Origin of the sequence: Micromonospora citrea (assembly GCF_049629545.1) — a bacterium.
GTDB classification, from domain to species: domain Bacteria; phylum Actinomycetota; class Actinomycetes; order Mycobacteriales; family Micromonosporaceae; genus Micromonospora; species Micromonospora citrea_A.
Genome location: NZ_JBNADX010000045.1, coordinates 1 through 19692, shown reverse-complemented (window position 1 = coordinate 19692; position 19692 = coordinate 1). Strand labels below are relative to the sequence as shown.

Annotated in this window: 19 protein-coding genes; 8 read left to right on the top strand and 11 right to left on the bottom strand. The window is 73.6% G+C overall.

Features of this window, described 5'->3' with window-relative positions; genetic code table 11:
- Positions 1-89: 89 nt before the first annotated feature.
- The 3 genes from ACPFP2_RS29095 to ACPFP2_RS29085 all read left to right on the top strand — a co-directional run bounded on the left by ACPFP2_RS29095 (position 90) and on the right by ACPFP2_RS29085 (position 3561).
- Positions 90-602: an Lrp/AsnC family transcriptional regulator gene (locus tag ACPFP2_RS29095; RefSeq protein WP_424093328.1), complete on the top strand. Its 513-nt coding sequence runs from the start codon at positions 90-92 to the stop codon at positions 600-602.
- Between the two features lie 153 nt (positions 603-755).
- Positions 756-2102 carry an aspartate aminotransferase family protein gene (locus ACPFP2_RS29090; protein ID WP_424093327.1) on the top strand — a complete coding sequence of 449 codons (1347 nt, stop codon included), beginning with the start codon at positions 756-758 and terminating at the stop codon, positions 2100-2102.
- An 82-nt stretch (positions 2103-2184) separates the two neighbouring features.
- Positions 2185-3561 (top strand): NAD(P)/FAD-dependent oxidoreductase, encoded by a 1377-nt coding sequence (locus tag ACPFP2_RS29085; protein ID WP_424093326.1) that lies wholly within the window; start codon positions 2185-2187, stop codon positions 3559-3561.
- Positions 3562-3683: 122 nt separating this feature from the next.
- Here ACPFP2_RS29085 and ACPFP2_RS29080 read toward each other — a convergent pair whose 3' ends face one another.
- Positions 3684-4052, bottom strand: a complete 369-nt coding sequence (locus tag ACPFP2_RS29080; protein ID WP_363868727.1) for a DUF3499 domain-containing protein — start codon at positions 4050-4052, stop codon at positions 3684-3686.
- A 154-nt stretch (positions 4053-4206) separates the two neighbouring features.
- Between ACPFP2_RS29080 and ACPFP2_RS29075 the strand changes: the two genes are divergently transcribed.
- Positions 4207-4656 carry a metallopeptidase family protein gene (locus ACPFP2_RS29075; RefSeq protein ID WP_424093324.1) on the top strand — a complete coding sequence of 150 codons (450 nt, stop codon included), beginning with the start codon at positions 4207-4209 and terminating at the stop codon, positions 4654-4656.
- A gap of 106 nt (positions 4657-4762) precedes the next feature.
- Here the strand turns inward: ACPFP2_RS29075 and ACPFP2_RS29070 are convergent, their stop codons facing one another.
- The 6 genes from ACPFP2_RS29070 to ACPFP2_RS29045 form a co-directional block, all read right to left on the bottom strand.
- A complete protein-coding gene (locus ACPFP2_RS29070) occupies positions 4763-5020 on the bottom strand; it encodes a WhiB family transcriptional regulator (RefSeq protein WP_007455784.1) in 258 nt (85 codons plus the stop codon).
- A gap of 474 nt (positions 5021-5494) precedes the next feature.
- On the bottom strand, positions 5495-5845 hold the full coding sequence (locus tag ACPFP2_RS29065) for a phospholipase (protein ID WP_424093321.1): 351 nt from the start codon (positions 5843-5845) through the stop codon (positions 5495-5497).
- A gap of 16 nt (positions 5846-5861) precedes the next feature.
- Positions 5862-7259, bottom strand: a complete 1398-nt coding sequence (locus ACPFP2_RS29060) for a DUF4331 domain-containing protein (RefSeq protein WP_424093319.1) — start codon at positions 7257-7259, stop codon at positions 5862-5864.
- A gap of 100 nt (positions 7260-7359) precedes the next feature.
- Complete coding sequence (locus ACPFP2_RS29055) at positions 7360-7641, bottom strand: hypothetical protein (RefSeq protein WP_424093317.1); 282 nt, start codon at positions 7639-7641, stop codon at positions 7360-7362.
- 126 nt (positions 7642-7767) lie between these two features.
- Positions 7768-10296 (bottom strand): bifunctional FO biosynthesis protein CofGH, encoded by a 2529-nt coding sequence (locus ACPFP2_RS29050; RefSeq protein ID WP_424093315.1) that lies wholly within the window; start codon positions 10294-10296, stop codon positions 7768-7770.
- Between the two features lie 148 nt (positions 10297-10444).
- Positions 10445-11338: a hypothetical protein gene (locus ACPFP2_RS29045; RefSeq protein ID WP_424093313.1), complete on the bottom strand. Its 894-nt coding sequence runs from the start codon at positions 11336-11338 to the stop codon at positions 10445-10447.
- Positions 11339-11435: 97 nt separating this feature from the next.
- Here ACPFP2_RS29045 and cofD point away from each other — a divergent pair, with 97 nt between their 5' ends.
- Positions 11436-12383 (top strand): 2-phospho-L-lactate transferase, encoded by a 948-nt coding sequence (gene cofD, locus ACPFP2_RS29040; protein WP_424093311.1) that lies wholly within the window; start codon positions 11436-11438, stop codon positions 12381-12383.
- Entirely contained in the window at positions 12380-13468 is a 1089-nt protein-coding gene (locus tag ACPFP2_RS29035) for a coenzyme F420-0:L-glutamate ligase (RefSeq protein ID WP_424093310.1), read from the top strand. The genes cofD and ACPFP2_RS29035 overlap by 4 nt, the downstream gene beginning before the upstream one ends.
- Positions 13469-13492: 24 nt before the next feature.
- Here the strand turns inward: ACPFP2_RS29035 and ACPFP2_RS29030 are convergent, their stop codons facing one another.
- Both ACPFP2_RS29030 and ACPFP2_RS29025 read right to left on the bottom strand, forming a co-directional pair.
- On the bottom strand, positions 13493-14491 hold the full coding sequence (locus tag ACPFP2_RS29030) for an ArsR/SmtB family transcription factor (RefSeq protein WP_424093309.1): 999 nt from the start codon (positions 14489-14491) through the stop codon (positions 13493-13495).
- A gap of 273 nt (positions 14492-14764) precedes the next feature.
- Positions 14765-15802: a hypothetical protein gene (locus ACPFP2_RS29025; protein WP_424093307.1), complete on the bottom strand. Its 1038-nt coding sequence runs from the start codon at positions 15800-15802 to the stop codon at positions 14765-14767.
- A gap of 39 nt (positions 15803-15841) precedes the next feature.
- Between ACPFP2_RS29025 and ACPFP2_RS29020 the strand changes: the two genes are divergently transcribed.
- Positions 15842-16447, top strand: coding sequence for an NUDIX hydrolase (locus ACPFP2_RS29020; RefSeq protein ID WP_424093305.1), 606 nt, complete (start codon positions 15842-15844; stop codon positions 16445-16447).
- Positions 16448-16549: 102 nt separating this feature from the next.
- On the opposite strand, the gene ACPFP2_RS29015 is transcribed toward ACPFP2_RS29020, so the two are convergent.
- Positions 16550-17641, bottom strand: a complete 1092-nt coding sequence (locus tag ACPFP2_RS29015; protein WP_424093303.1) for a mannose-1-phosphate guanylyltransferase — start codon at positions 17639-17641, stop codon at positions 16550-16552.
- Positions 17642-17693: 52 nt separating this feature from the next.
- Positions 17694-18839: a glycosyltransferase family 4 protein gene (locus tag ACPFP2_RS29010; RefSeq protein ID WP_424093301.1), complete on the bottom strand. Its 1146-nt coding sequence runs from the start codon at positions 18837-18839 to the stop codon at positions 17694-17696.
- Positions 18840-18990: 151 nt separating this feature from the next.
- Here ACPFP2_RS29010 and ACPFP2_RS29005 point away from each other — a divergent pair, with 151 nt between their 5' ends.
- Positions 18991-19680, top strand: coding sequence for a TIGR03089 family protein (locus ACPFP2_RS29005; RefSeq protein ID WP_424093299.1), 690 nt, complete (start codon positions 18991-18993; stop codon positions 19678-19680).
- The last annotated feature ends 12 nt before the right edge of the window (positions 19681-19692 follow it).

Below are 19692 nucleotides of genomic sequence, written 5' to 3'. Positions count from 1 at the left end.
TCCGTTGCGGGAATAGCCATGGACGACGAATTACGCCACACTCCCGGGTGGCACTAGGCTCAGCGCGTACCGGACATGGGGAGTGGTCGATGACGAACCGGCAGCAGGAGAACGGCAACGGCGGGCGGCGCGTCGCCGTGCGCGAAGGCGCCAGTCACGCCCTCCTGGACGACGTGGCGAAGCAGATCATCGAGCAGCTCCAGGAGGACGGCCGCCGGCCGTACGCGACGATCGGCAAGGCGGTCGGGCTCTCCGAGGCGGCGGTACGTCAGCGGGTGCAGCGGCTGCTCGACGCCGGGGTGATGCAGATCGTCGCGGTCACCGACCCGCTCCAGCTCGGGTTCCCCCGGCAGGCCATGATCGGCCTGCGTACCGACGGTGACCTGGAGGCCGTCGCGGACCGGCTCGCCGAGTTCGAGGAGGTCGACTACGTGGTGATCACCGCCGGTTCGTTCGACCTGCTGGCCGAGGTGGTCTGCCGCAACGACGCCCACCTGCTGGAGATCCTGCAACGGCTGCGCGCCGTCGACGGCGTGCTGGCGACCGAGGCGTTCGTCTACCTCAAGCTGCGCAAGCAGACCTACACCTGGGGTACGGCCTGATACGGATTCCGTCGCACCTGCCACGCATCCGTTCTGAATCCGTTGCCAGCTGACCGCAACAGGGTTGCATTTCGCGGCGAGACTGTGGGATAACCGTGGGCAGAGCGGCCGGCGCCACCCCCTTGACCCGGCCCCGGACCCGATGGGGCTGACATGGCCGACGCCACCGACCACCTCTGGATGCACTTCACCCGGATGGCCAGCTACTCCGCCGGCGAGGTACCGACCATCGTGCGCGGCGAGGGCGCGTACATCTGGGACGCGCAGGGCCGCCGCTACCTCGACGGGCTCGCCGGGCTCTTCGTCGTCAACGCCGGGCACGGGCGGGCCGAACTGGCCGATGCCGCCGCCAAGCAGGCCGCCGAGCTGGCCTACTTCCCGCTCTGGTCGTACGCCCACCCGAGGGCCGTCGAGCTGGCCGAGAAGATCGCCTCGCTGACCCCGGCCGACCTCAACCGGGTCTTCTTCACCACCGGCGGCTCGGAGGCCGTCGAGGCGGCATGGAAGCTGGCCCGGGCCTACTTCAAGCGCACCGGCAAACCGAACAAGCACAAGGTGGTCAGCCGGTACATCGCGTACCACGGCACCTCGATGGGGGCGCTGTCGATCACCGGCCTCCCCGGCATCAAGAGCGACTTCGAGCCGCTGGTGCCCGGCGGCATCAAGGTGCCCAACACCAACTTCTACCGGGCCCCCGAGCACGGCGACTCCCCCGAGGCGTTCGGCCGCTGGGCCGCCGACGAGATCGCCCGGGCCATCGAGCGGGAGGGGCCGGACACCGTCGCCGCGGTCTTCCTGGAACCGGTGCAGAACTCCGGCGGCTGCTTCCCGCCGCCGCCCGGGTACTTCGCGCGGGTCCGTGAGATCTGCGACGCGTACGACGTGCTGCTCGTCTCCGACGAGGTGATCTGCTCGTGGGGCCGGCTCGGCGAGTACTTCGGCGCCGTCCGGTACGGCTACCGCCCCGACATCATCACCACCGCCAAGGGCATCACCTCCGGGTACGCCCCGCTCGGCGCGATGATCGCCAGCGACCGGCTGATGGAGCCGTTCCTCACCGAGACCGGGATGTTCGCCCACGGGGTGACCTTCGGCGGCCACCCCGTCTCCTGTGCGGTGGCCCTGGCCAACCTGGAGGTCTTCGCCCGGGAGGACCTGATCGGGCACGTCCGCGCCAACGAGGACGCCTTCCGGTCCACCCTGGAGAAGCTCACCGACCTGCCGATCGTCGGCGACGTCCGGGGCGACGGCTACTTCTACGGCATCGAACTGGTCAAGGACAAGGCCACCCGGGCCACCTTCGACGAGGCCGAGTCCGAGCGGCTGCTGCGCGGCTTCCTCTCGTCCGCCCTCTTCTCCGCCGGGCTCTACTGCCGCGCCGACGACCGGGGCGACCCGGTGGTGCAGCTCGCCCCGCCGCTGATCGCCGAGCAGCAGCAGTTCGACGAGATCGAGCAGATCCTGCGCGCGGTGCTCACCGAGGCGTGGACCCGCCTGTAACCCCTCCTTCGACCACCGGGCCGGACGGACGCCTCCCCCGTGGCGCCCGTCCGGCCCGGCTCCTTCCCACCCCGGAGCCCGCATGCGCTACCCGGAGCTGTCGTACTGGCTGTCGACGGTGGACGAACCGCTGACCCCACGCCCGCCGCTGGCCGGCGACACGGACGCCGACGTGGTGGTCGTCGGCGCCGGCTACACCGGGCTCTGGACGGCGTACTACCTGGCCGTCGCCGACCCCACCGTGCGGATCACCGTGCTGGAGGCCCAGATCGCCGGGTACGGCGCGTCCGGGCGCAACGGGGGCTGGTGCTCGGCGCTCTTCCCCACCTCGCTGCCCGCCCTGGCCCGCCGGCACGGCCGGGACCGGGCCCTGGCGATGCAGCGGGCCATGCGGGAGACCGTCCACGAGGTCGGCCGGGTGGTCGCCGCCGAGGGCGTCGGCTGCGACTGGCGGCAGGGCGGGACGGTGGTGCTGGCCCGCTCGGAGGTCCAGCTCGACCGGGCCCGGGCCGAGGTGGCGGCGGCCCGCGCCCACGGCCTCGACCCGGACGACCTGGTGCTGCTCGACGCCGCCGAGGCGTCCGCCCGCTGCGCCGCCGAAGGGGTACGCGGAGGGACGTACACCCCGCACTGCGCCGCCGTGCACCCGGCGAAGCTGGTCCGAGGGCTGGCCCGGGCGGTCGAGGCGCGCGGGGTGCGGATCGCCGAACGGACCCCGGTGACCGAGATCCGGGCCGGCGCGGCGGTCACTCCGCACGGGACGGTCCGGGCGCCCGTCGTCGTCCGCGCCACCGAGGGCTGGACGCCGGGGCTGCCCGGGCACCGGCGCACGATCGCCCCGGTGTACTCGCTGATGGTCGCCACCGCGCCACTGCCGGACTCGACGTGGGACGAGATCGGGCTGACCGGACGGGAGACCTTCTCCGACCACCGGCACGTCATCGTCTACGGCCAGCGCACCGCCGACGGCCGGCTCGCCTTCGGCGGGCGGGGCGCCCCGTACCACTTCGGCTCCCGGGTCTCCCCCGCGTACGACCGGGAGCCGCGGGTCTTCGCCGCGCTGCGCCGGACGCTGGGCGAACTCTTCCCGGTGCTCGGCCCGGACGTGCCGGTCACCCACCGCTGGGGCGGACCGCTCGGGGTGGCCCGGGACTGGCACGCCTCGGTGGGGCTGGACCGGGCGAGCGGGCTGGGCTGGGCCGGCGGCTACGTCGGCGACGGGGTCGGCGCCAGCAACCTCGCCGGGCGTACCCTCGCGGACCTGATCCTGGGCCGGGACAGCGACCTGACCCGACTCCCCTGGGTCGGCCACCGTTCCCCTCGCTGGGAGCCCGAGCCCCTGCGCTGGCTCGCCGTCAACGCCGCCCTACGCCTGATGCTCGCCGCCGACCGCGCCGAACTCCGCACCGGCCGCCCCTCCCGCCGCGCCGCCACCGTCTCCCGCCTCCTCAACCACTGACCCCTGCCCCCACCCCTGCCACCCCCGTCGATCATGAAGTTGTTGTCACGACACGCCGATGCGGAGGGCAACAACTTCATGATCGACCGAGGGAGGCGTTCCGGGGGAGGTGCCCGGGGGGATCAGTGGTTGGGGGGGATGACGCGGAGGTGGCCGCGGCGGCCGGTCTGCGGGCCCTGGTGGGTGGTCTGGTCGTCCTCGGGGGGCCGGGGGGCGACCGGGCGGGCGGCCTCGCGGACCGCCTCGGCCAGCGCGACCAGGTCGTCGGTGGTGGGCGGCGGCGGCTCGAACTCGCCCTCGTGCCGGACCACGTCCCAGCCCCGGGGGGCGGTCAGGCTGCGGGCGTGCGGCTCGCAGAGGTCGTACGTGTGCGGCTCGGCGAAGGCCGCGAGCGGACCCACCACGGCTGTCGACTCGTTGTAGACATAGGTCAGCGTGGCGACCGCTTGCCGGGGGCAGCCGTTACGGGAGCAGCGCCGTGGTGACCTCACGGCGGCAGGGTATCCCCAATACCGGGTCCGGCGCACTGGTTCGCGTTCCGACACGCCCGTCACGGTGATCACAATTCGCACCACCGGCCACCCGGCACGCCACGGGCGCGGCGCTGCCGCAGGCCAGGCGATCGCGGCGGCTACCCTTTGCCTCATGACGAGCCCGGAACACCGCCGCCCCGGCTCCGGCCGGCGCACCCACCGCGACCGCCACGGCCGCGGCCTGCGCGGGCGGCTGGTGCCGGCTACCGTGCCACTGGCCCGGACGAAGGCCGAGATCTTCGACGACCTCGTGCTCGACACCGTCGAGACGCTGGAGCGCCGCTTCGCCAAGGAGCTGGCCGGCGTCGAGTTCGCCGTCGAGGACGTCCCGCCGGACCTGAACGTCTACGACTCCGACGTGCTGGAGGACGGCGAGGTGCCGCTGGCCCGCCTGCTGCCGGGTCGACCCGGCCGGCAGGAGGTGCCGCCCCGGATCGTGCTCTACCGGCGTCCGCTGGAGTTCCGGGCGATGGACCGTGAGGACCTCGCCGACCTCGTGCACGACGTGATCATCGAGCAGGTGGCGAACCTGCTCGGAGTCGACCCGGACGAGCTGGCCTGATCGACCCCCTGGCCGGGCCGCCCCCGCGACCCTGGCCGTTCACCCGCGGGGCGACGCCCGCCGGACGTGAGCCGGGCGGCCCCCACCGCCCCGGCTCGACCTCGACTCAGGCGGCCCGCCGCTTGAGCTTGCGCCGCTCCCGCTCGGAGAGCCCGCCCCAGATCCCGAACCGCTCGTCGTGACCGAGAGCGTATTCGAGGCATTCCGTCTTGACCTCGCACCGCGAACAGATCCGCTTCGCCTCGCGGGTCGAGCCGCCCTTCTCGGGAAAGAACGCTTCCGGATCGGTCTGCGAGCACAGCGCCCGCTCCTGCCACTCCGGCGCGTTTCCGAGCAGGTCGGCCACCTCGAGCTGGCCGTCCATCAGATGCCTCCTTGTCGCGCACCGGCGTTCACCGCCGCTGCAACCCCCCACGCGAAAGGCGTGCTTGTCCGTCCGGTCCCAATTTGTTGCGTTCCGTGCGAACAACCCCATTCAAATTACACGCGTGTAATGCGTGCGCCGTCAAGCCGAACTTGATAATGGAGTCGCCCTCCCGACACCGTCGCGGGCGACCACTTCGGCCGCCCGGCCTCGCAACCTGCCCTATCGATTCAGACCCCGCACGAGTAACGCCCTCTCCGGCGAGTTGCCCGAGATTTCTGCCGTGGCGTCGCCACCGTGGACGCCGCCGGGGCACGCCGGCGGAGGCTCCGGTGGACCAGCCAACCAAGATCAGGTTCTCAGTGGGGCACAGGTTAACGCGGTTCGGCGCGAGCCGCCCGTCGAGGCGGAAATGCCGACAGCGCCCCGTCCACGATGTGGACGGGGCGCGACGGTTCGGGCACGGTACGACGATCAGCCGACCCCCGGTGGAGCGCTGCTCGGCCAGACGAATTCGGCGATCGCGCCACCGGTGACGGAGATCGCCCCGGCGGGCGTGTCGTCGTCCCACCAGACGGTATAGAGCCCTGCGGGAAGGTCCGGGTAGACGGCACTGTGGAACACCCCGTCCCGGACGATCCGCTCGCGCACCGCCACATGGGTCCGCTTCGCCGTGGGCTGGTCGGCCCGACTGATCTCGATCTCCCGGCCGTGCAGGTCACGTCCGGTGTAGATGATCAGTGCGCCGGTGTCCCCACCGAGGTCGAGCAGGACGGTCCCGCTCTCCGTCGGCCCGTACCGGTGGTCGTGGTGGTGCTCGTGCATGCCGATCTCCGTCCGGTCAGGACGCCGACGCCGGCGGGTTGTTGAACCCGTCGTACGGCGTGCCGAGGAAGGGAAAGTTGCGCAGGAACGGCGCGGTGACGTCGGCCGCGCTCAACCCCGGGGTGACCGCCCCGGCCGCCGCGTCCGGCGTGAAGGTCTTGTCCACCAGCGGGACGGTGACCCCGGCCACCGCCCGCAGCGCGATGCTGACCACGTCGTCGCCGACCCGCCGGCCGTTGGGGTAGCCGGCCAGGTCGCCGCCGAGCACCCCGAACCGGTCCGGCTTCGCCGCCGGCCGGATCGCCGTGTTCAGCCGCAGCATGTCGGCCTGGACATCGCCGGTGTTGTTGGTGAACCCGTCGATCAGGCCGGACGGGATGCCGGTGAGCATGATCGCCACCAGATCGGCCCGGGCCTTCTTGGACCTGTTCAGCTTGTCCAGGTTGGGGAAGACGTCCGGGTAGAGCGCCGGCAGCAGGGCGGCCAGCTCCGGCTGCTCGACGAAGCGGGCGAAGCGCTTGTCCTCCGACGGCGGCAGCGTGTTCCACAGGTCCTTCTTGGACATCGGCACGATGACCTCGTTGAACAACGGGTTACCGAGTCGCGACACCTGCGTCCACGGTCCGGCGGCGGCGTCCGCCGCCACCCTGTCGCCGAGGATCCGCACCTGCTGGCGGGAGGCCGTCGTCCACACCCCGACGACCGAGGCGCGGTCGGCGGCGCCGTACCGGTTGGCCTTGCGGCGCACCTTGCTCAGCGGCACCTGCACCGCGATGCTGTGCACGTTCATCCGGTCCAGCGCGTTGACCGGCTCACCCTCGGCCTTGAAGATGTTCTTCCCGGCCACGTGCAGCTGCTGGAACGGCCGCAGCGTACCCAGGTCGAAGATCGCCCCCAGGTCCACGAAGAAGCCGTCCGCACGTTGCCCGGCGAAGACCTTCTCACCAGTCGAGAGGCTGTACGTCGCCTGCCTGACCAGGTCGTTGTACTTCGGGATGGAGAGCCGGCCGACGTTGCACGGCGGGCAGGGCAGCTTGTGCGCCAACACGTGCTCCCGGCCATCGGTCACCCGGGTCAGCTTGTAGAACTGACGGCGATTCCAGTTCTTGCTGTCCAGCGACTCGATCGGCCCCGTGTTGTAGAGAAAACTGTTCGGATTCGTGATCTCGGTGGTGAATTCGAAACGGTAGGTGACATCGGGATGCCCGTCGCCGTCGTTGTCGATATGGATCTCGTACCGCACGTCGTCGCCGAACTCGAAGAAGTTCGGTCCGCCGGAGGGGAGCTGCAACGGCACGTAGTTCGCGATCAACGTCACCGAGTCGGGCCGGTCGGGCGTGACGAAGGCGTACAGGTCGGAGCTGTCGGCGACCGGGTCCTTGCTTATCTCCGGTGCTTCGCGGTGGGAGGACATGGCGGACCAACCTTTGCGGGATCAGGAGGACGTCGGGGCATGACGAACCGGGCGCCGAGAGCCTGCGCCGGGTCGTGAAGGAGGAGCGGACGAGGACGGGTCAGCGCCGCCCGGCGGCGCTGCGCAGCCGGTCCGCCAGGCCGCGGTCGCGTACCTCGATCCGGGACGTGCCGACGAAGATGTCCATCGTCCCGGAGGCGGCGTCGCGCAGGTGGACGACGATCCGGTCGTCCTTCGAGCCCGCAGCCGACGGGGCGTTCTGCGCCGCCGACACCCCGGTCACGGTCAGCGCCGCCGCGCCGAGCGTGGCGCTCGCGGCGGCGGTCAGTGTCTGCCGGCGGGTAAGTCGCGGCCAGGAACGCTTCCGCACTTCACTCGTCATGGGGAACCTTTCCTCCGGCGGCGCGTCAGCGCGCGCGGTGTGGAGCGCGAGGCTGCCGGCGGCGGCCCTCGCCCAAACCACCGCCGGCGACCAGTGGTACGGCTCCCGCCGGGGAAAGGTTCGACGCTATCCGGATCGGTGACCGTACGCGGTCGTCCGCTTGCGCGCCGGCCGTCCGGCCGCCGTCGCGATGGCCCGCAACTGCTCCTCGGTCCGTGCCGACCCGTTCCCGGAACCGGCCATCCGGGAGATCGTCTCCTCCATCAACGTGCCGCCCAGGTCGTTGCAGCCGCCCCGGAGCATCGCCACCGTGCCCTCGTCGCCGAGCTTCACCCAGGAGCACTGGATGTTGTCGATCCGGCCGTGCAGCAGCAGCCGCGCCATCGCGTGCACCACCCGGTTCTCCCGCCAGGTGGGACCGGGCCGGGCGATGCCCGCCAGGTAGATCGGCGCGTTGGTGTGCACGAACGGTAGCGCCACGAACTCGGTGAAGCCGCCGGTGCGGTCCTGCACGCCGGCCAGCACCCGGAAGTGGGCGAGCCACTGGCCGGGGTGGTCGACGTGGCCGTACATCATCGTGGAGCTGGACCGGATGCCCAGCTCGTGGGCGGTCGAGACCACCTCGACCCAGGCGGCGGCCGGCAGCTTGCCCTTGGTGAGCACCCAGCGCACGTCGTCGTCGAGGATCTCGGCGGCGGTGCCCGGGATGGTGTCCAGGCCGGCCTCGCGGAGCCGGGTCAGCCACTCCCGCACCGGCACCCCGGCCTTCGCGGCGGCGGTGACGATCTCCATCGGGGAGAAGGCGTGCACGTGCATCCCCGGCACCCGCGCCTTGATCGCCCCGACCAGGTCGGCGTAGCCGGTCACCGGCATCTTCGGGTCGATGCCGCCCTGCAGGCAGACCTCGCTCGCCCCGGCCGCCCACGCCTCCTCGGCCCGGTCGGCGACCTGCTCCACCGAGAGCCGGTACGCGTCGGCGTCCCGCTCGCGCTGGGCGAAGGCGCAGAACCGGCAGCCCACGTAGCAGACGTTGCTGAAGTTGATGTTGCGGTTGACCACGTAGGTGACGTCGTCGCCGACCGTGTCCCGCCGGACGTCGTCGGCGAGCCGGCACAGCTCGTCCAACGCCGGGCCGTCCGCGCCGAACAGCGCCAGCGCGGCGTCGGAGTGCCGCGGCTCCAGCAGCGCAGCCGGGTCGTCCGCCGCCAACCGCAGGCCCGCCGCCAGGTCACCGCCGGCCACCGGTACGTCCGCGGCCTTGCGGGCGGCCGCCTCCGGGGCCACCTTGCCGGCCACCTCGGACCAGTCGCCGTAGACGCTGTCGAAGTCACCCCGCCGGTCGCCGGTGCGGCCGGTGGTGTCGATCGTGGCGTGCAGGTCGGTCCGGCCGCCGTACGTCTCGTCCGGCTCCTGCCAGGGCCGCCCGACCGGACGGGCGGACTCCACCGCCAGCCCGGTCTCCGGGTCGGCCAGCGCGCCGACGTGCGGCAACAGCCGCGGGTCGAGCCAGGGGTCACCGGCCCGGACGTACTCCGGGTAGATCGTCAGCCGCTCGCGCAGCGTGAAGCCGGACTTCTCGGTGTGCCGGGCCAGCTCGTCGAGCTGCGGCCACGGGCGTTCCGGGTTGACGTGGTCCGGGGTCAGCGGGGAGACCCCGCCCCAGTCGTCGATGCCGGCGCGCAGGAGCAGGTCGTACTCGCCGGAGATCAGGTTCGGCGGGGCCTGGACGCGGGCCTTCGGGCCGAGCAGCACCCGCGCCACCGCCACCGTGGCCGCCAGGTCGTGCAGCTCCGCGTCGGGCATGCCACGCATCGCGGTGTCCGGCTTGGCCCGGAAGTTCTGCACGATCACCTCCTGGAGGTGGCCGTACTCCCGCATCCCGCGGCGGATCGCGAAGAGCGCGTCGACCCGCTCGGCCGGGGTCTCGCCGATGCCGATCAGGATGCCGGTGGTGAACGGCACCCCGACCCGACCGGCGTCGTCGAGCACCCGCAGCCGGACGGCGGGCTCCTTGTCCGGCGAGCCGAAGTGCGGGCCGCCCGGCTCCGACCAGAGCCGGGTCGCGGTGGTCTCCAGCATCATCCCCATGCTCGGCGCCACCGGCTTGAGCCGTTGCAGCTCCGACCAGGAGAGCACCCCCGGGTTGAGGTGCGGCAGCAGCCCCGTCTGCTCCAGCACCGCCACCGCGCAGGCGCGCAGGTAGTCCAGGGTGGAGTCGTAGCCGCGCTCGTCCAGCCACCGCCGGGCCGCCGGCCAGCGCTCCTCCGGCCGGTCGCCGAGGGTGAACAGCGCCTCCTTGCAGCCCAGCGCCGCCCCCTCCCGGGCGATCGCCAGCACCTCGTCCTGCTCCAGGAAGGCGGCCGGCAGCCGGTGCGGCACGGTGGCGAAGGTGCAGTAGTGGCAGCGGTCCCGGCACAGCCGGGTGAGCGGGACGAAGACCTTCTTCGAGTACGTCACCACGCCCGGCCGGCCGGCCTCCCGCAGCCCGGCGTCGCGGATCTCCCCCGCGATCCGGAGCAGTTCGTCCAGCTCGGGGCCCCGGGCCGCCAGCAGCGCGGTCGCCTCCTCGACGTCCAGAGCGCGCCCGGTGGCCGCCCGACGCAACGCGCGCCGGACGCTCGCCGTGGTCGGGCCGGGATCGGTGCGGTCAACCATCCGCTCAGCCTATGCGCTGACACCGACGGCGCGACGGGCACGGAACGCGGTGTGACGTCGACCCCGCAGCGGGGGCGGCCCGCTGGAGCAACCCGGACACGCCGCGGGCGGGACGCCGGCGCGTCCCGCCCGGGCAGGGCCGTCCGGGTCAGCGCGGGAAGGGCGGGTCGTCCCGCTGGAACCGCTGGGTCCGGTCGCTGTCCTCGCCGGCCGCTCCGGCGTCACCGGGCTGCCGCGGGATGGTCTGGGTCGGGTCGGCCGACGGCGGCTGCCCGAAGGGCGGGGCGGTGTTCGGCCCGGAGAACGGCGGCGCGGACTGCGGCGTGGTGCCGTACGGTGGCGCGGACTGCGGCGTGCTCCCGTACGGCGGGGCCGGCTGCGGGGCGCCGAACGGCGGGGCCGAGGCGGTGGCGGGCTGGCCATACGGGGCGCCCGGGCCCGGGAAGCCGGACTGACCCGGCGGCGGGTACCCGGCGGAGGGGTAGCCGCCCTGGGCGGGCTGCTGCGGCCAGCCCGGCTGCGGCTGGCCGTACACGCCGGGCTGCGGCTTGGGCTTCGGCACGTGGTAGAGGGTCCGCCACACCTGGTACGCGACGAAGGCGGCCACCGCGAAGATCGCGAACCAGGCCGCCCGGGTCAGCGTGCCCAGCAGCGCCTCCAGCACCTCCGCCGTGGCGAGCTGGCCGACCAGCCAGATCAGAAAGGTCAGCGCGCCGAACAACGCGCTGAAGGCGTACTCGGCGACGGCGGCCTGGGTGATCTGCCGCGCCCGGCCGACCACCGGCGACACGTGGGTGGCGAGCAGGACGGCCAGCAGCGGCAGGACCGTCGACTCGATGCCCACGAACGTGAAGAAGGTGCTGCCCGCCCGGCCGGAGAAGGTGCTGTACTCGTTGGCCGGCACGAGGAGCCGGACGAGTCCGACGAAGAGCAGCACGGCGTTCGCGCCGAGCAGCACGAGCGCGGCCAGTTCGCGCAACGGGCGGGTGAGGTTCCTGGCCTGCGTGGCGTCGTTCGACGCCGGCTCGGCGGGGCTGGTCACGAGTTCTCCCTCGGGCGAAACGGACAGATGCCGACGTGAGCCTAGTCTCCCGGACCACCGGCCGAACGCAGGCGTCGCGTACGCGAGGATGGACGGCATGCGCATCGTGGTTCTGACCGGCGGCATCGGCGGCGCCCGGTTCCTGCTCGGCGTTCGGGCGTACGCCCGGGAGGTGGGCGCCGAGGTGACCGCCGTGGTGAACGTCGGGGACGACCTGCTCCTGCACGGGCTCAAGGTCTGCCCGGACCTGGACAGCGTCATGTACACCCTGGGCGGCGGGGCCGACCCGGAGCGGGGCTGGGGCCGGGTCGGTGAGACCTGGACGGTCAAGGCGGAACTGGCCGCGTACGGCGCCGAGCCGACCTGGTTCGGCCTCGGCGACAAGGACATCGCCACCCACCTGGTGCGGACCACCATGCTCAACGCCGGGTACCCGCTGTCCGAGGTGACGCAGGCGCTGGCCACCCGTTGGCAGCCCGGCGTACGCATGCTGCCGGCCACCGACGACCGTCTGGAGACCCACGTGGTGGTCGACGGGGAGCAGGGCCAGCGGGCGATCCACTTCCAGGAGTGGTGGGTGCGCTACCGGGCGGACATCCCGACACACCGGTTCGTCTTCGTCGGCGCGGAGAGCGCGAAGCCGGCCCCCGGGGTGCGGGAGGCGATCGCCGACGCGGACGTGGTGCTGATCGCGCCGAGCAACCCGGTGGTCAGCGTCGCCCCGGTGCTGGCCGTGCCGGGCCTGCGCGAGGCGGTCGCCGAGGGTCCCGCCCCGGTCGTCGGCGTCTCGCCGATCATCGGCGGCGCCCCGGTCCGGGGCATGGCCGACCGCTGCCTGTCCGTGCTGGGCGTGGAGTGCAGCGCGGCCGGGGTCGGCCGGCTGTACGGCGGGCGGAGCGAGGGCGGGCTGCTCGACGCCTGGCTGGTGGCGCCGGAGGACGAAGGCACCGTGGTGCCGGGCACGACGGTCCGGTCCGCGCCGCTGCGGATGACCGACGAGGCGGCGACGGCACAGATGGTCCGGGCCGCGTTGGAGCTGGTGTGAGGCTGGAGATCCTGCCGGTGCCGGGCATCGGCGACGTGACCGAGGGCGACGACCTGGCGGCGCTGATCGCCACCGCCGCGCCGTGGCTGCGCGATTCCGACGTGCTGGTCGTCACCAGCAAGATCGTGTCGAAGGCGGAGGGACGGCTGGTCGACGTGCCGGCGGACGGGCCGGAGCGGCTCGCGGCCCGCGACGAGGTGCTGGCCGCCGAGACCGCGCGGGTGGTGGCCACCCGGGGCGCGACCCGGATCGTGCAGACCCACCACGGCTTCGTGATGGCCTCCGCCGGCATCGACGCTTCCAACGTCGGCAAGACCCGGCTGGTGCTGCTCCCCGAGGACCCGGACGCCTCCGCCCGGGCGCTGCGGGCGGCGCTGCGCGAACGCTACGACCTGGACGTCGCGGTGATCATCAGCGACACGATGGGCCGGCCCTGGCGCAACGGCCTCACCGACGTCGCGCTCGGGGTGGCCGGCATGTCCGCCCTGAAGGACCACCGGGGTGAGGTCGACCCGTACGGCAACGAACTCCAGCTCACCCAGATGGCCGTGGTGGACGAACTGGCCGGCGCGGGCGAGCTGATCAAGGGCAAGTGCGACCAGGTCCCGGTCGCGGTGGTCCGCGGCTACCTGGCCGCCGGCCGTACCGACGACGGCGGCGGCGCGGCCACCCTGATCCGGGACGCGGCGATGGACCTCTTCTCCCTCGGCACGGCCGAGGCGAAGGCCGCCGGGCTGCGGGAGGCCGCCACCCTGCCCGACGGGCCCGGCGCGACGCCGGCCGACCCGACGGCGGTGGCCCGGGCGATCGCCGCCGTGGCCGAGGTGGTCGCGCCCGGCACCGCCTTCACCCACGTCACCGACGACGAGGTACGCGCCGGACTGGTGGAGAGCGTGCCCGGCTGGCCGGAGCAGGCCACCGGGCTGGTCCTCGGCGCGGCGCCCACCCCCATCGACCGCGCCGACCTGGTGCGCTTCGGCGCCGACGTGCAGCGGCTGCGCACCGCGCTGGCCGCCGAGGGCGTGCCGTCCGCGCTGCTGCCCCCGCCCCCGGGCAGCACGGCGAGCGCCTGCCTGGCGCTCTGACACCCGGGGGCGCCCGCGGTCGGTTCAGGCGTCGAGCATGGCCCGGCCGAGCGGGGTGAGGGTGTGCAGCACGGTGTTGCGGTCCCGCTGGCTCACCAGCAGCCCGGCCCGGCGGAGCACGGCGGTGTGCTGGCTGGCGGCGGCCGGCGAGATGTGCAGCCGGCGGGCCATCTCACCGGTGGTGCAGCCGTCGTCGCTGGCCTCCAGCACGGCGGCCCGGGTCCGCCCGAGCAGCGCGGCGAGCGCCTCCCGGCCGGTCCCGTTCCCGGACCCGCCGGCGCTGTCACCGGGAACGAGCCCGCCCAGCCGGTCCACCGGGTAGACCAGGACCGGCGGCAGCGCCGGGTCGAGCAGGGCCACCGGGGTACGCGCGCAGAAGAACGAGGGCACCAGCAGCAGTCCCCGCCCGTCCAGGTGCAGCTCCCGGCTGTCCGGGTACCCGTGGATCTCCAGCCGGTCGGACTTCCAGCTCATGGCGGGGCGCAGGCTGTTCAGCAGTCCCTCCACGCCGCCGTCGAGCAGGGCGCGGGCCCGGCGCGTCCGGTCCGCCTCCACCGCCGCCTGGATCCGCGCCCAGTACGGCGTGAGCGCCACCGACCGGTACCGCGACATCGACTCGGTCAGGTGCCGCAGCACCTCCGGCTCGCCCCGGGCCAGCGCGGTGGCCGACGAGGGCAGGGCGTTCGCGCCGGCCAGCACGGTGAGGTCCCGGTGCAGGATCCCGGCCGGGGTGGACCGGACGGCCTCCAGCCCCGCCTCGAATCCCTCGACGCTGTCGTACGGGGTGAGGAAGTCGGGGAAGTACCCGCGGGGCGGGTTGAGCGCGAAGAGCAGCCGCAGCCGTTCCGATGCGGCGTCGCGGCGCAGTTCGCGGGCGACGCCCCTCCGCCAGTGCGCCATCAGCGGGTCGCTGCTGCGCCCCTGGAGCAGGTGCAGGCTGAGCACCAGCTCCCAGACCGGGTCCGCGGCCGGGGCCATCCGGGTCCGGAGGATGTCCTCCGGAGAGAAGTGGATCGTCAGCATGGCGGCGCTCCCGAGGGCGGGCAGAGGGACGCCCGCCGACCCTCTGCACTGTACCGTGCGGCACTAACCTGCACTTTTAAGCGTGGGCTGAAACTCCTCGACGGGCCGGGCCGCCGCTTGGCATGCTCCTACTGCCCGGTACGGCGTGCACGGGGTCTCATCCGTCACGCGCCGGGGCACGGGGGCCGGGTCGACGCGGCGCCCGGGCGGCACCACGAGGGTCTGCGGCCCCAGTTCCGCAGAGGTGTCACCCGGGCGTCGCCGTCGGCGAGGTCAGCCGATCCAGAGCGCCACCCGGTGGTCCTCGTCGGTGACGTAGAAGCAGGCGCCTTCCTCCTCCGCCAGGCCCTCCACGTGGTGGAACGGCGCCAGGTCGGCCACCACCTCCCCGGCGATCCGGTGCTCGTCGGCACCCGGCCGCCAGCGGAACCGGACGTGCCGGGAGGTCACCTCACCGCCCTGCGGGTGGTCGTCCAGCAGCACCGAACCCTTGCCGAGGGCGTCGATCGAGCCGACCACCGCCGCGTACCCGCCGTCGGGCGTGGGCGTGACGGCCCGGAAGCCGACCAGGACGCCGGGCGGGGTCACCCCGGTCAGCGCGTACGCCCGGCCGGCGCGGGGCCACTGCCCGCCGGTGAACATCTCCGGCACCCCGGACAGCTCGACCAGGATCGGCTCCCCGACCGCGGTCACCGGGAACCGCAGTCCGAGCAGCACGGTGCCGTCCGGCGCGAACGCGGCGGCCTCCACGTTGAGCGGCAGGTCGTCCTCGGCCAACCGGCTCACCCAACTCTTCGCCCGGACGGTCCCCCGGGCCCGGGTCTCGACGATGAACCGACTCCGCACCCGCTCACCCGGGGTCAACGGGGCGAAGGGCGCCTTCGCCAGCGCGTCGTTGACCGCGCGGTGCACCCGGAAGCTGTTGCGCACCACCTTCACCGGCAGCGTCGCGAGGGCCGCGTCGTCCTCCCGGAACCGGGCCACGAACGCGCGGCGGGGGCGCAGCGGGCCGCCCTTCGAGCCGAAGTGCGAGCCGAAGACGTACACCCAGCCGTCGTGGTGGGCCAGCGCCTCACCGTCCTCGGTGCGGCCGTTCTCCGGACCCGCGTCGGCCGGCACGTGGTGCGCGACCCACCCGCCGTCCTCGAGTTCCAGCAGCAGGGCCAGGCAGCGCTCCACCGGACCCTCGTCCAGCACGGTCCAGAAGCCGCGCCGGGCCCGGTGGGCGCGCAGCACCGCCGGGGAGCGGACCGGCAGCAGGTCGCTGGCCTCGTTGCCGGCCACGACGAACTCGACGAGTCGCAAGGTCACCGGGCCAGGGTACGGAGCCGGCGCTCGTAGAGTGTCGGGGTGCCAGACTCCTCCCCCGCCTCACGTCCCGCCGACCCCACCGACCGTCACCGCGCGCTGCACGCCGACGCGGTGACGGTGCTGACCGGATGGGCGCCGACCAGCCCGGCGGCCGCCGAGGCGGCCCACCGCACCCTCGACCTGCTCGCCGCGGGCCCGGTGGCGATGGACAGGAGCCACCTACCCGGTCACGTCACCGCCAGCGCGCTGGTCCTCGACAGCACCGGTTCCCGGGTGCTGCTCTGCCTGCACGGCAAGTTCCACAGGTGGGTGCAGCTCGGCGGGCACTGCGAGGCGACCGACCGTACGCTGGCCGCCGCCGCCCTGCGCGAGGCGACCGAGGAGTCGGGCATCGCCGGCCTGGTGGTGGACCCGGTGCCGATCGACGTGGACGTCCACCCGGTCGGTTGCCAGGGCGGCTCGCTGCACCACGACGTACGCTTCGCGGTCTTCGCCCCGCCCGGCGCGGTCGAGCGGGTCAGCGACGAGTCCGAGGCGCTGGGCTGGTTCCCGCCGGACCGGCTGCCCGAGCCGCTGGCCGGCGGGACGGTACAGCTCGTCGCGCCCGCGCTGGCCGCCCTGGCCCGCCGCCCGTCCGGCCGCTGACCCGACACGCGTCCGGCCCTCTGGCCCGCCGTCCGTCCGGGCCGCTGACCGGCCGGTCGTCGACCTGCCCCGGCGGCCCGTGCCGTCGCCCGGCGGCAGCCGTCAGACCAGGCCCTCCTCGCCACGCGCCTTCAGCTCGTCGACCAGCGCCTTGACGTCCTGGGCGCGGTCGCGGGGGCAGACCAGCACCGCGTCCGGGGTGTCCACCACGATCAGGTCCCGTACCCCGAGCGCCGCCACCAGCCGACCGGACTGCGGCACCACGACCAGGTCGTGGGTGTCGTGCAGCAGCACGTCGGGCTTGCCGTCGGTGCCGAGCACGACGTTGCCCGCCTCGTCGGCGGGGAGCACCTCGCCGAGGGTGTGGAAGTCGCCGACGTCGTTCCAGCCGAAGTCGCCGGGGACCGTCGCCACCCGGCCGGCGGTCGCCGCGCCCTCCATCACCGCGTAGTCCACCGAGATCTTCGGCAGCGTGGGCCAGACCGTGCCGAGGATGTCGTCCTGCTCGGGGGTGCCCCAGGCGGCGGCGATGGCCACGACCCCGGCGTGCAGCGCCGGCTGCTGGCGGGCCAGCTCGGCGAGGAAGACGTCCACCCGCCAGACGAACATGCTGGCGTTCCAGAGGTGCCGCCCGGAGCGCAGGTACGCCTCGGCGACCGGCGCGGCCGGCTTCTCCTTGAACTCGACCACCGGGCGCAGCGGACCGTCACCGGTCGGCTCACCGGTCTCCAGGTAGCCGTAGCCGGTCTCCGCGCGGGTCGGGGTGATGCCCACCGTCATCAGCAGCCCCTGCTCCGCGCCGCGCACCGCCGCGCGGACCGTCTCCACCCAGGCGTCGGCGTCACGGATCAGGTGGTCGGCCGCGAACGAGCCCATCACCGCCTCCGGATCGCGCTGCGCGATCACGGCCGCGGCCAGCGCGATCGCCGCGCAGGAATCCCGGGGCGAGGGCTCCACCAGGATGTTCTCCTCGGGCAGCCCGGCCAGCTGCCGGGCCACCGCCGCCGCGTGGGCGGCCCCGGTGACGACCAGGATCCGCTCCGCTGTGGTCAACGGCCCCAACCGGTCCACCGTCGCCTGGAGCAGGGACGCGTTGGTGCCGGTGAGCGGGTGGAGGAACTTGGGGTGCCCCGCGCGGGACAGCGGCCACAACCTCGTGCCGCTGCCACCCGCCGGGATGACGGCGTAGAGCATCAGCACATCATGCCCGAACCGGCACAGGAGGGAAGCGGGGTCGGCCGTACGGTCAGGACCGCGCCCGGCTCCACGCCGCGATGTGCACCTCCGCGCTGGACTCCCAGGTGAACTCCTTCGCCCGGTCGAAGCCCGCCTTGGCCAGCGACAACCGGCGCGGCTCGTCGTCGAGGAGAGCGGCGAGGTCGGTGGCGATCTGGTCCGGGTCCTCGCTGGTGTAGGCGACCGCGTCCCCGCCCACCTCGGGCAGGGAGAGGCGGGGGGTGGTCAGCACCGGGGCGGCGCAGGCCATCGCCTCCAGGATCGGCAGTCCGAAGCCCTCGCCGTACGACGGGTAGGCCGCCACCAGCGCCCCGCCCAGGAACCCGGGCAGGTCGGCGTAGCGCAGGTAGCCGGGGCGCAGCAGCCGCAGGTGCGACGGGACCTCGGCCACCGCGCGGTCGATGTCGTCGTCGTGGCCCTGGCCACCGGCGACCACCAGGGCCGGCGGGTCCTCCCGGTCGGCCACCGCGCGGGCCCAGCCGCGGATCAGGTTGGGCACGTTCTTGCGCGGCTCCTTCGCCCCGAGGAAGGCCACGTAGCTGCTCCCGCCCAGCCCCAGCCGGGCCCGGACCCGGGCCTTCTCCTCGTCGCCGGGCGCATGGAAGGCCGCGTGGTCGACGCCGTGGTAGGCCACGTCGATCCGGGTGGGGTCGGCGTCGAGAAGCCGGATCAGTTCGTCGCGGGTGGCCTTGCTCGGCACGATCACCCGGTCGGCGCGGCGCAGCGACGTCTTGATGGCACTGCGGAAGAACGTCCGGCGGGACTTGTCGTAGTGCTCCGGCTCGGTGAAGAAGGTCGCGTCGTGCACCGTGACCGTGACCGGACATCCGGCCCGCAGCGGGCAGGTGTAGAAGGGCGAGTGCAGCACCTCGGCGCCGACCTGCTGGGCGAGCAGCGGCAGGCCGGTCTGCTCCCAGGCGAGGCGGGCGGGGCGGTGGGCGACGGCCGCCGGCGCGGGGATGACCTCCGCCCCCGGCAGCATGCGGGTGTAACGCTCCAGGTCGGTGCGGAGGCTGACGACGGCCAGGTCGACCGCCGATCCGCAGACCGTGCCGAGGGCGCCGAGGAGGCCGTCGACGTATCTACCGACGCCGCCACGGTCGGCGGGGACACTCGTGGCGTCGATGAGCACGCGGGGCGGGCGACCGGCGGTCACGGGGCGACTCCTTGAACTGGCGGGTCTGTGGGGAACAACACTCCGGGCAAGCCTACGCCGGTGCCCGGTCCGGACGCTGACTGCGACCCGACGGTACGCCGACTTGTCATCGACATCGAGTACGGACACCGGAGGCGTATCGTTCGCGCCGATGGCCGACAACATTGCCCGGGTCTTCGCCGACGCGATCGCGACCGACCCCACCCGTCCCCTGCTGACCTGGTACGACGATGCCACCGGCGAGCGCACCGAGCTGTCCGGCGCGACGCTGGCGAACTGGGTGGCCAAGACCGCCAACCTGCTCGTCGACGAGGTGGCCCTCGTCCCCGGCGACGTGGCCGGAGTGCTGCTCCCGCCGCACTGGCAGACCGCCGCGGTGCTGCTGGGCTGCTGGTCGGCGAAGCTGACGGTGGCCGACACGCCGGGCGACGTGGACGTGCTCTTCGCCGCCGTCTCCCGGGTCGCCGAGGCGGACGCCTGGTCGGCCGGGGAGCGCTACGCCCTCGCGCTGGACCCGTTCGGGCTGCCGATGCGCCAGGTGCCGGCCGGTTTCGCCGACTTCGTCGGGGAGGTACGCGGCCACGGCGACCACTTCACGCCGTCCCCGCAGGGCGGCCCGGGCGACGCCGACCTGCTGGCCCGCGCGGACGCCCGGGCGACCGAACTGGGCATCGCCGTCGGCGACCGCGTCCTGGTCGACACGGCCCGCCACCCCGACCCGGTCGACTGGCTGCTCGCCCCGCTGACCCGCGCCGCGACCCTGGTCCTCTGCGCCAACCTGGACCCCACCCGCGTGCCATCCCGCACGACCACCGAAAAGATCACCCACCCCCTCCCCTAACCCAACCCCCCA

What these genes read in the sequence shown, in the direction of transcription:
- ACPFP2_RS29095 (WP_424093328.1), top strand. Translation starts at nt 90, where the DNA reads ATGACGAACCGGCAGCAGGAGAACGGCAACGGCGGGCGGCGCGTCGCC.
- ACPFP2_RS29090 (WP_424093327.1), top strand. Translation starts at nt 756, where the DNA reads ATGGCCGACGCCACCGACCACCTCTGGATGCACTTCACCCGGATGGCC.
- ACPFP2_RS29015 (WP_424093303.1), bottom strand. Translation starts at nt 17,641, where the DNA reads ATGCTCTACGCCGTCATCCCGGCGGGTGGCAGCGGCACGAGGTTGTGG.
- ACPFP2_RS29030 (WP_424093309.1), bottom strand. Translation starts at nt 14,491, where the DNA reads ATGCTGACGATCCACTTCTCTCCGGAGGACATCCTCCGGACCCGGATG.
- ACPFP2_RS29085 (WP_424093326.1), top strand. Translation starts at nt 2,185, where the DNA reads ATGCGCTACCCGGAGCTGTCGTACTGGCTGTCGACGGTGGACGAACCG.
- ACPFP2_RS29055 (WP_424093317.1), bottom strand. Translation starts at nt 7,641, where the DNA reads ATGACGAGTGAAGTGCGGAAGCGTTCCTGGCCGCGACTTACCCGCCGG.
- ACPFP2_RS29065 (WP_424093321.1), bottom strand. Translation starts at nt 5,845, where the DNA reads ATGCACGAGCACCACCACGACCACCGGTACGGGCCGACGGAGAGCGGG.
- ACPFP2_RS29070 (WP_007455784.1), bottom strand. Translation starts at nt 5,020, where the DNA reads ATGGACGGCCAGCTCGAGGTGGCCGACCTGCTCGGAAACGCGCCGGAG.
- ACPFP2_RS29075 (WP_424093324.1), top strand. Translation starts at nt 4,207, where the DNA reads ATGACGAGCCCGGAACACCGCCGCCCCGGCTCCGGCCGGCGCACCCAC.
- ACPFP2_RS29005 (WP_424093299.1), top strand. Translation starts at nt 18,991, where the DNA reads ATGGCCGACAACATTGCCCGGGTCTTCGCCGACGCGATCGCGACCGAC.
- cofD (WP_424093311.1), top strand. Translation starts at nt 11,436, where the DNA reads ATGCGCATCGTGGTTCTGACCGGCGGCATCGGCGGCGCCCGGTTCCTG.
- ACPFP2_RS29050 (WP_424093315.1), bottom strand. Translation starts at nt 10,296, where the DNA reads ATGGTTGACCGCACCGATCCCGGCCCGACCACGGCGAGCGTCCGGCGC.
- ACPFP2_RS29060 (WP_424093319.1), bottom strand. Translation starts at nt 7,259, where the DNA reads ATGTCCTCCCACCGCGAAGCACCGGAGATAAGCAAGGACCCGGTCGCC.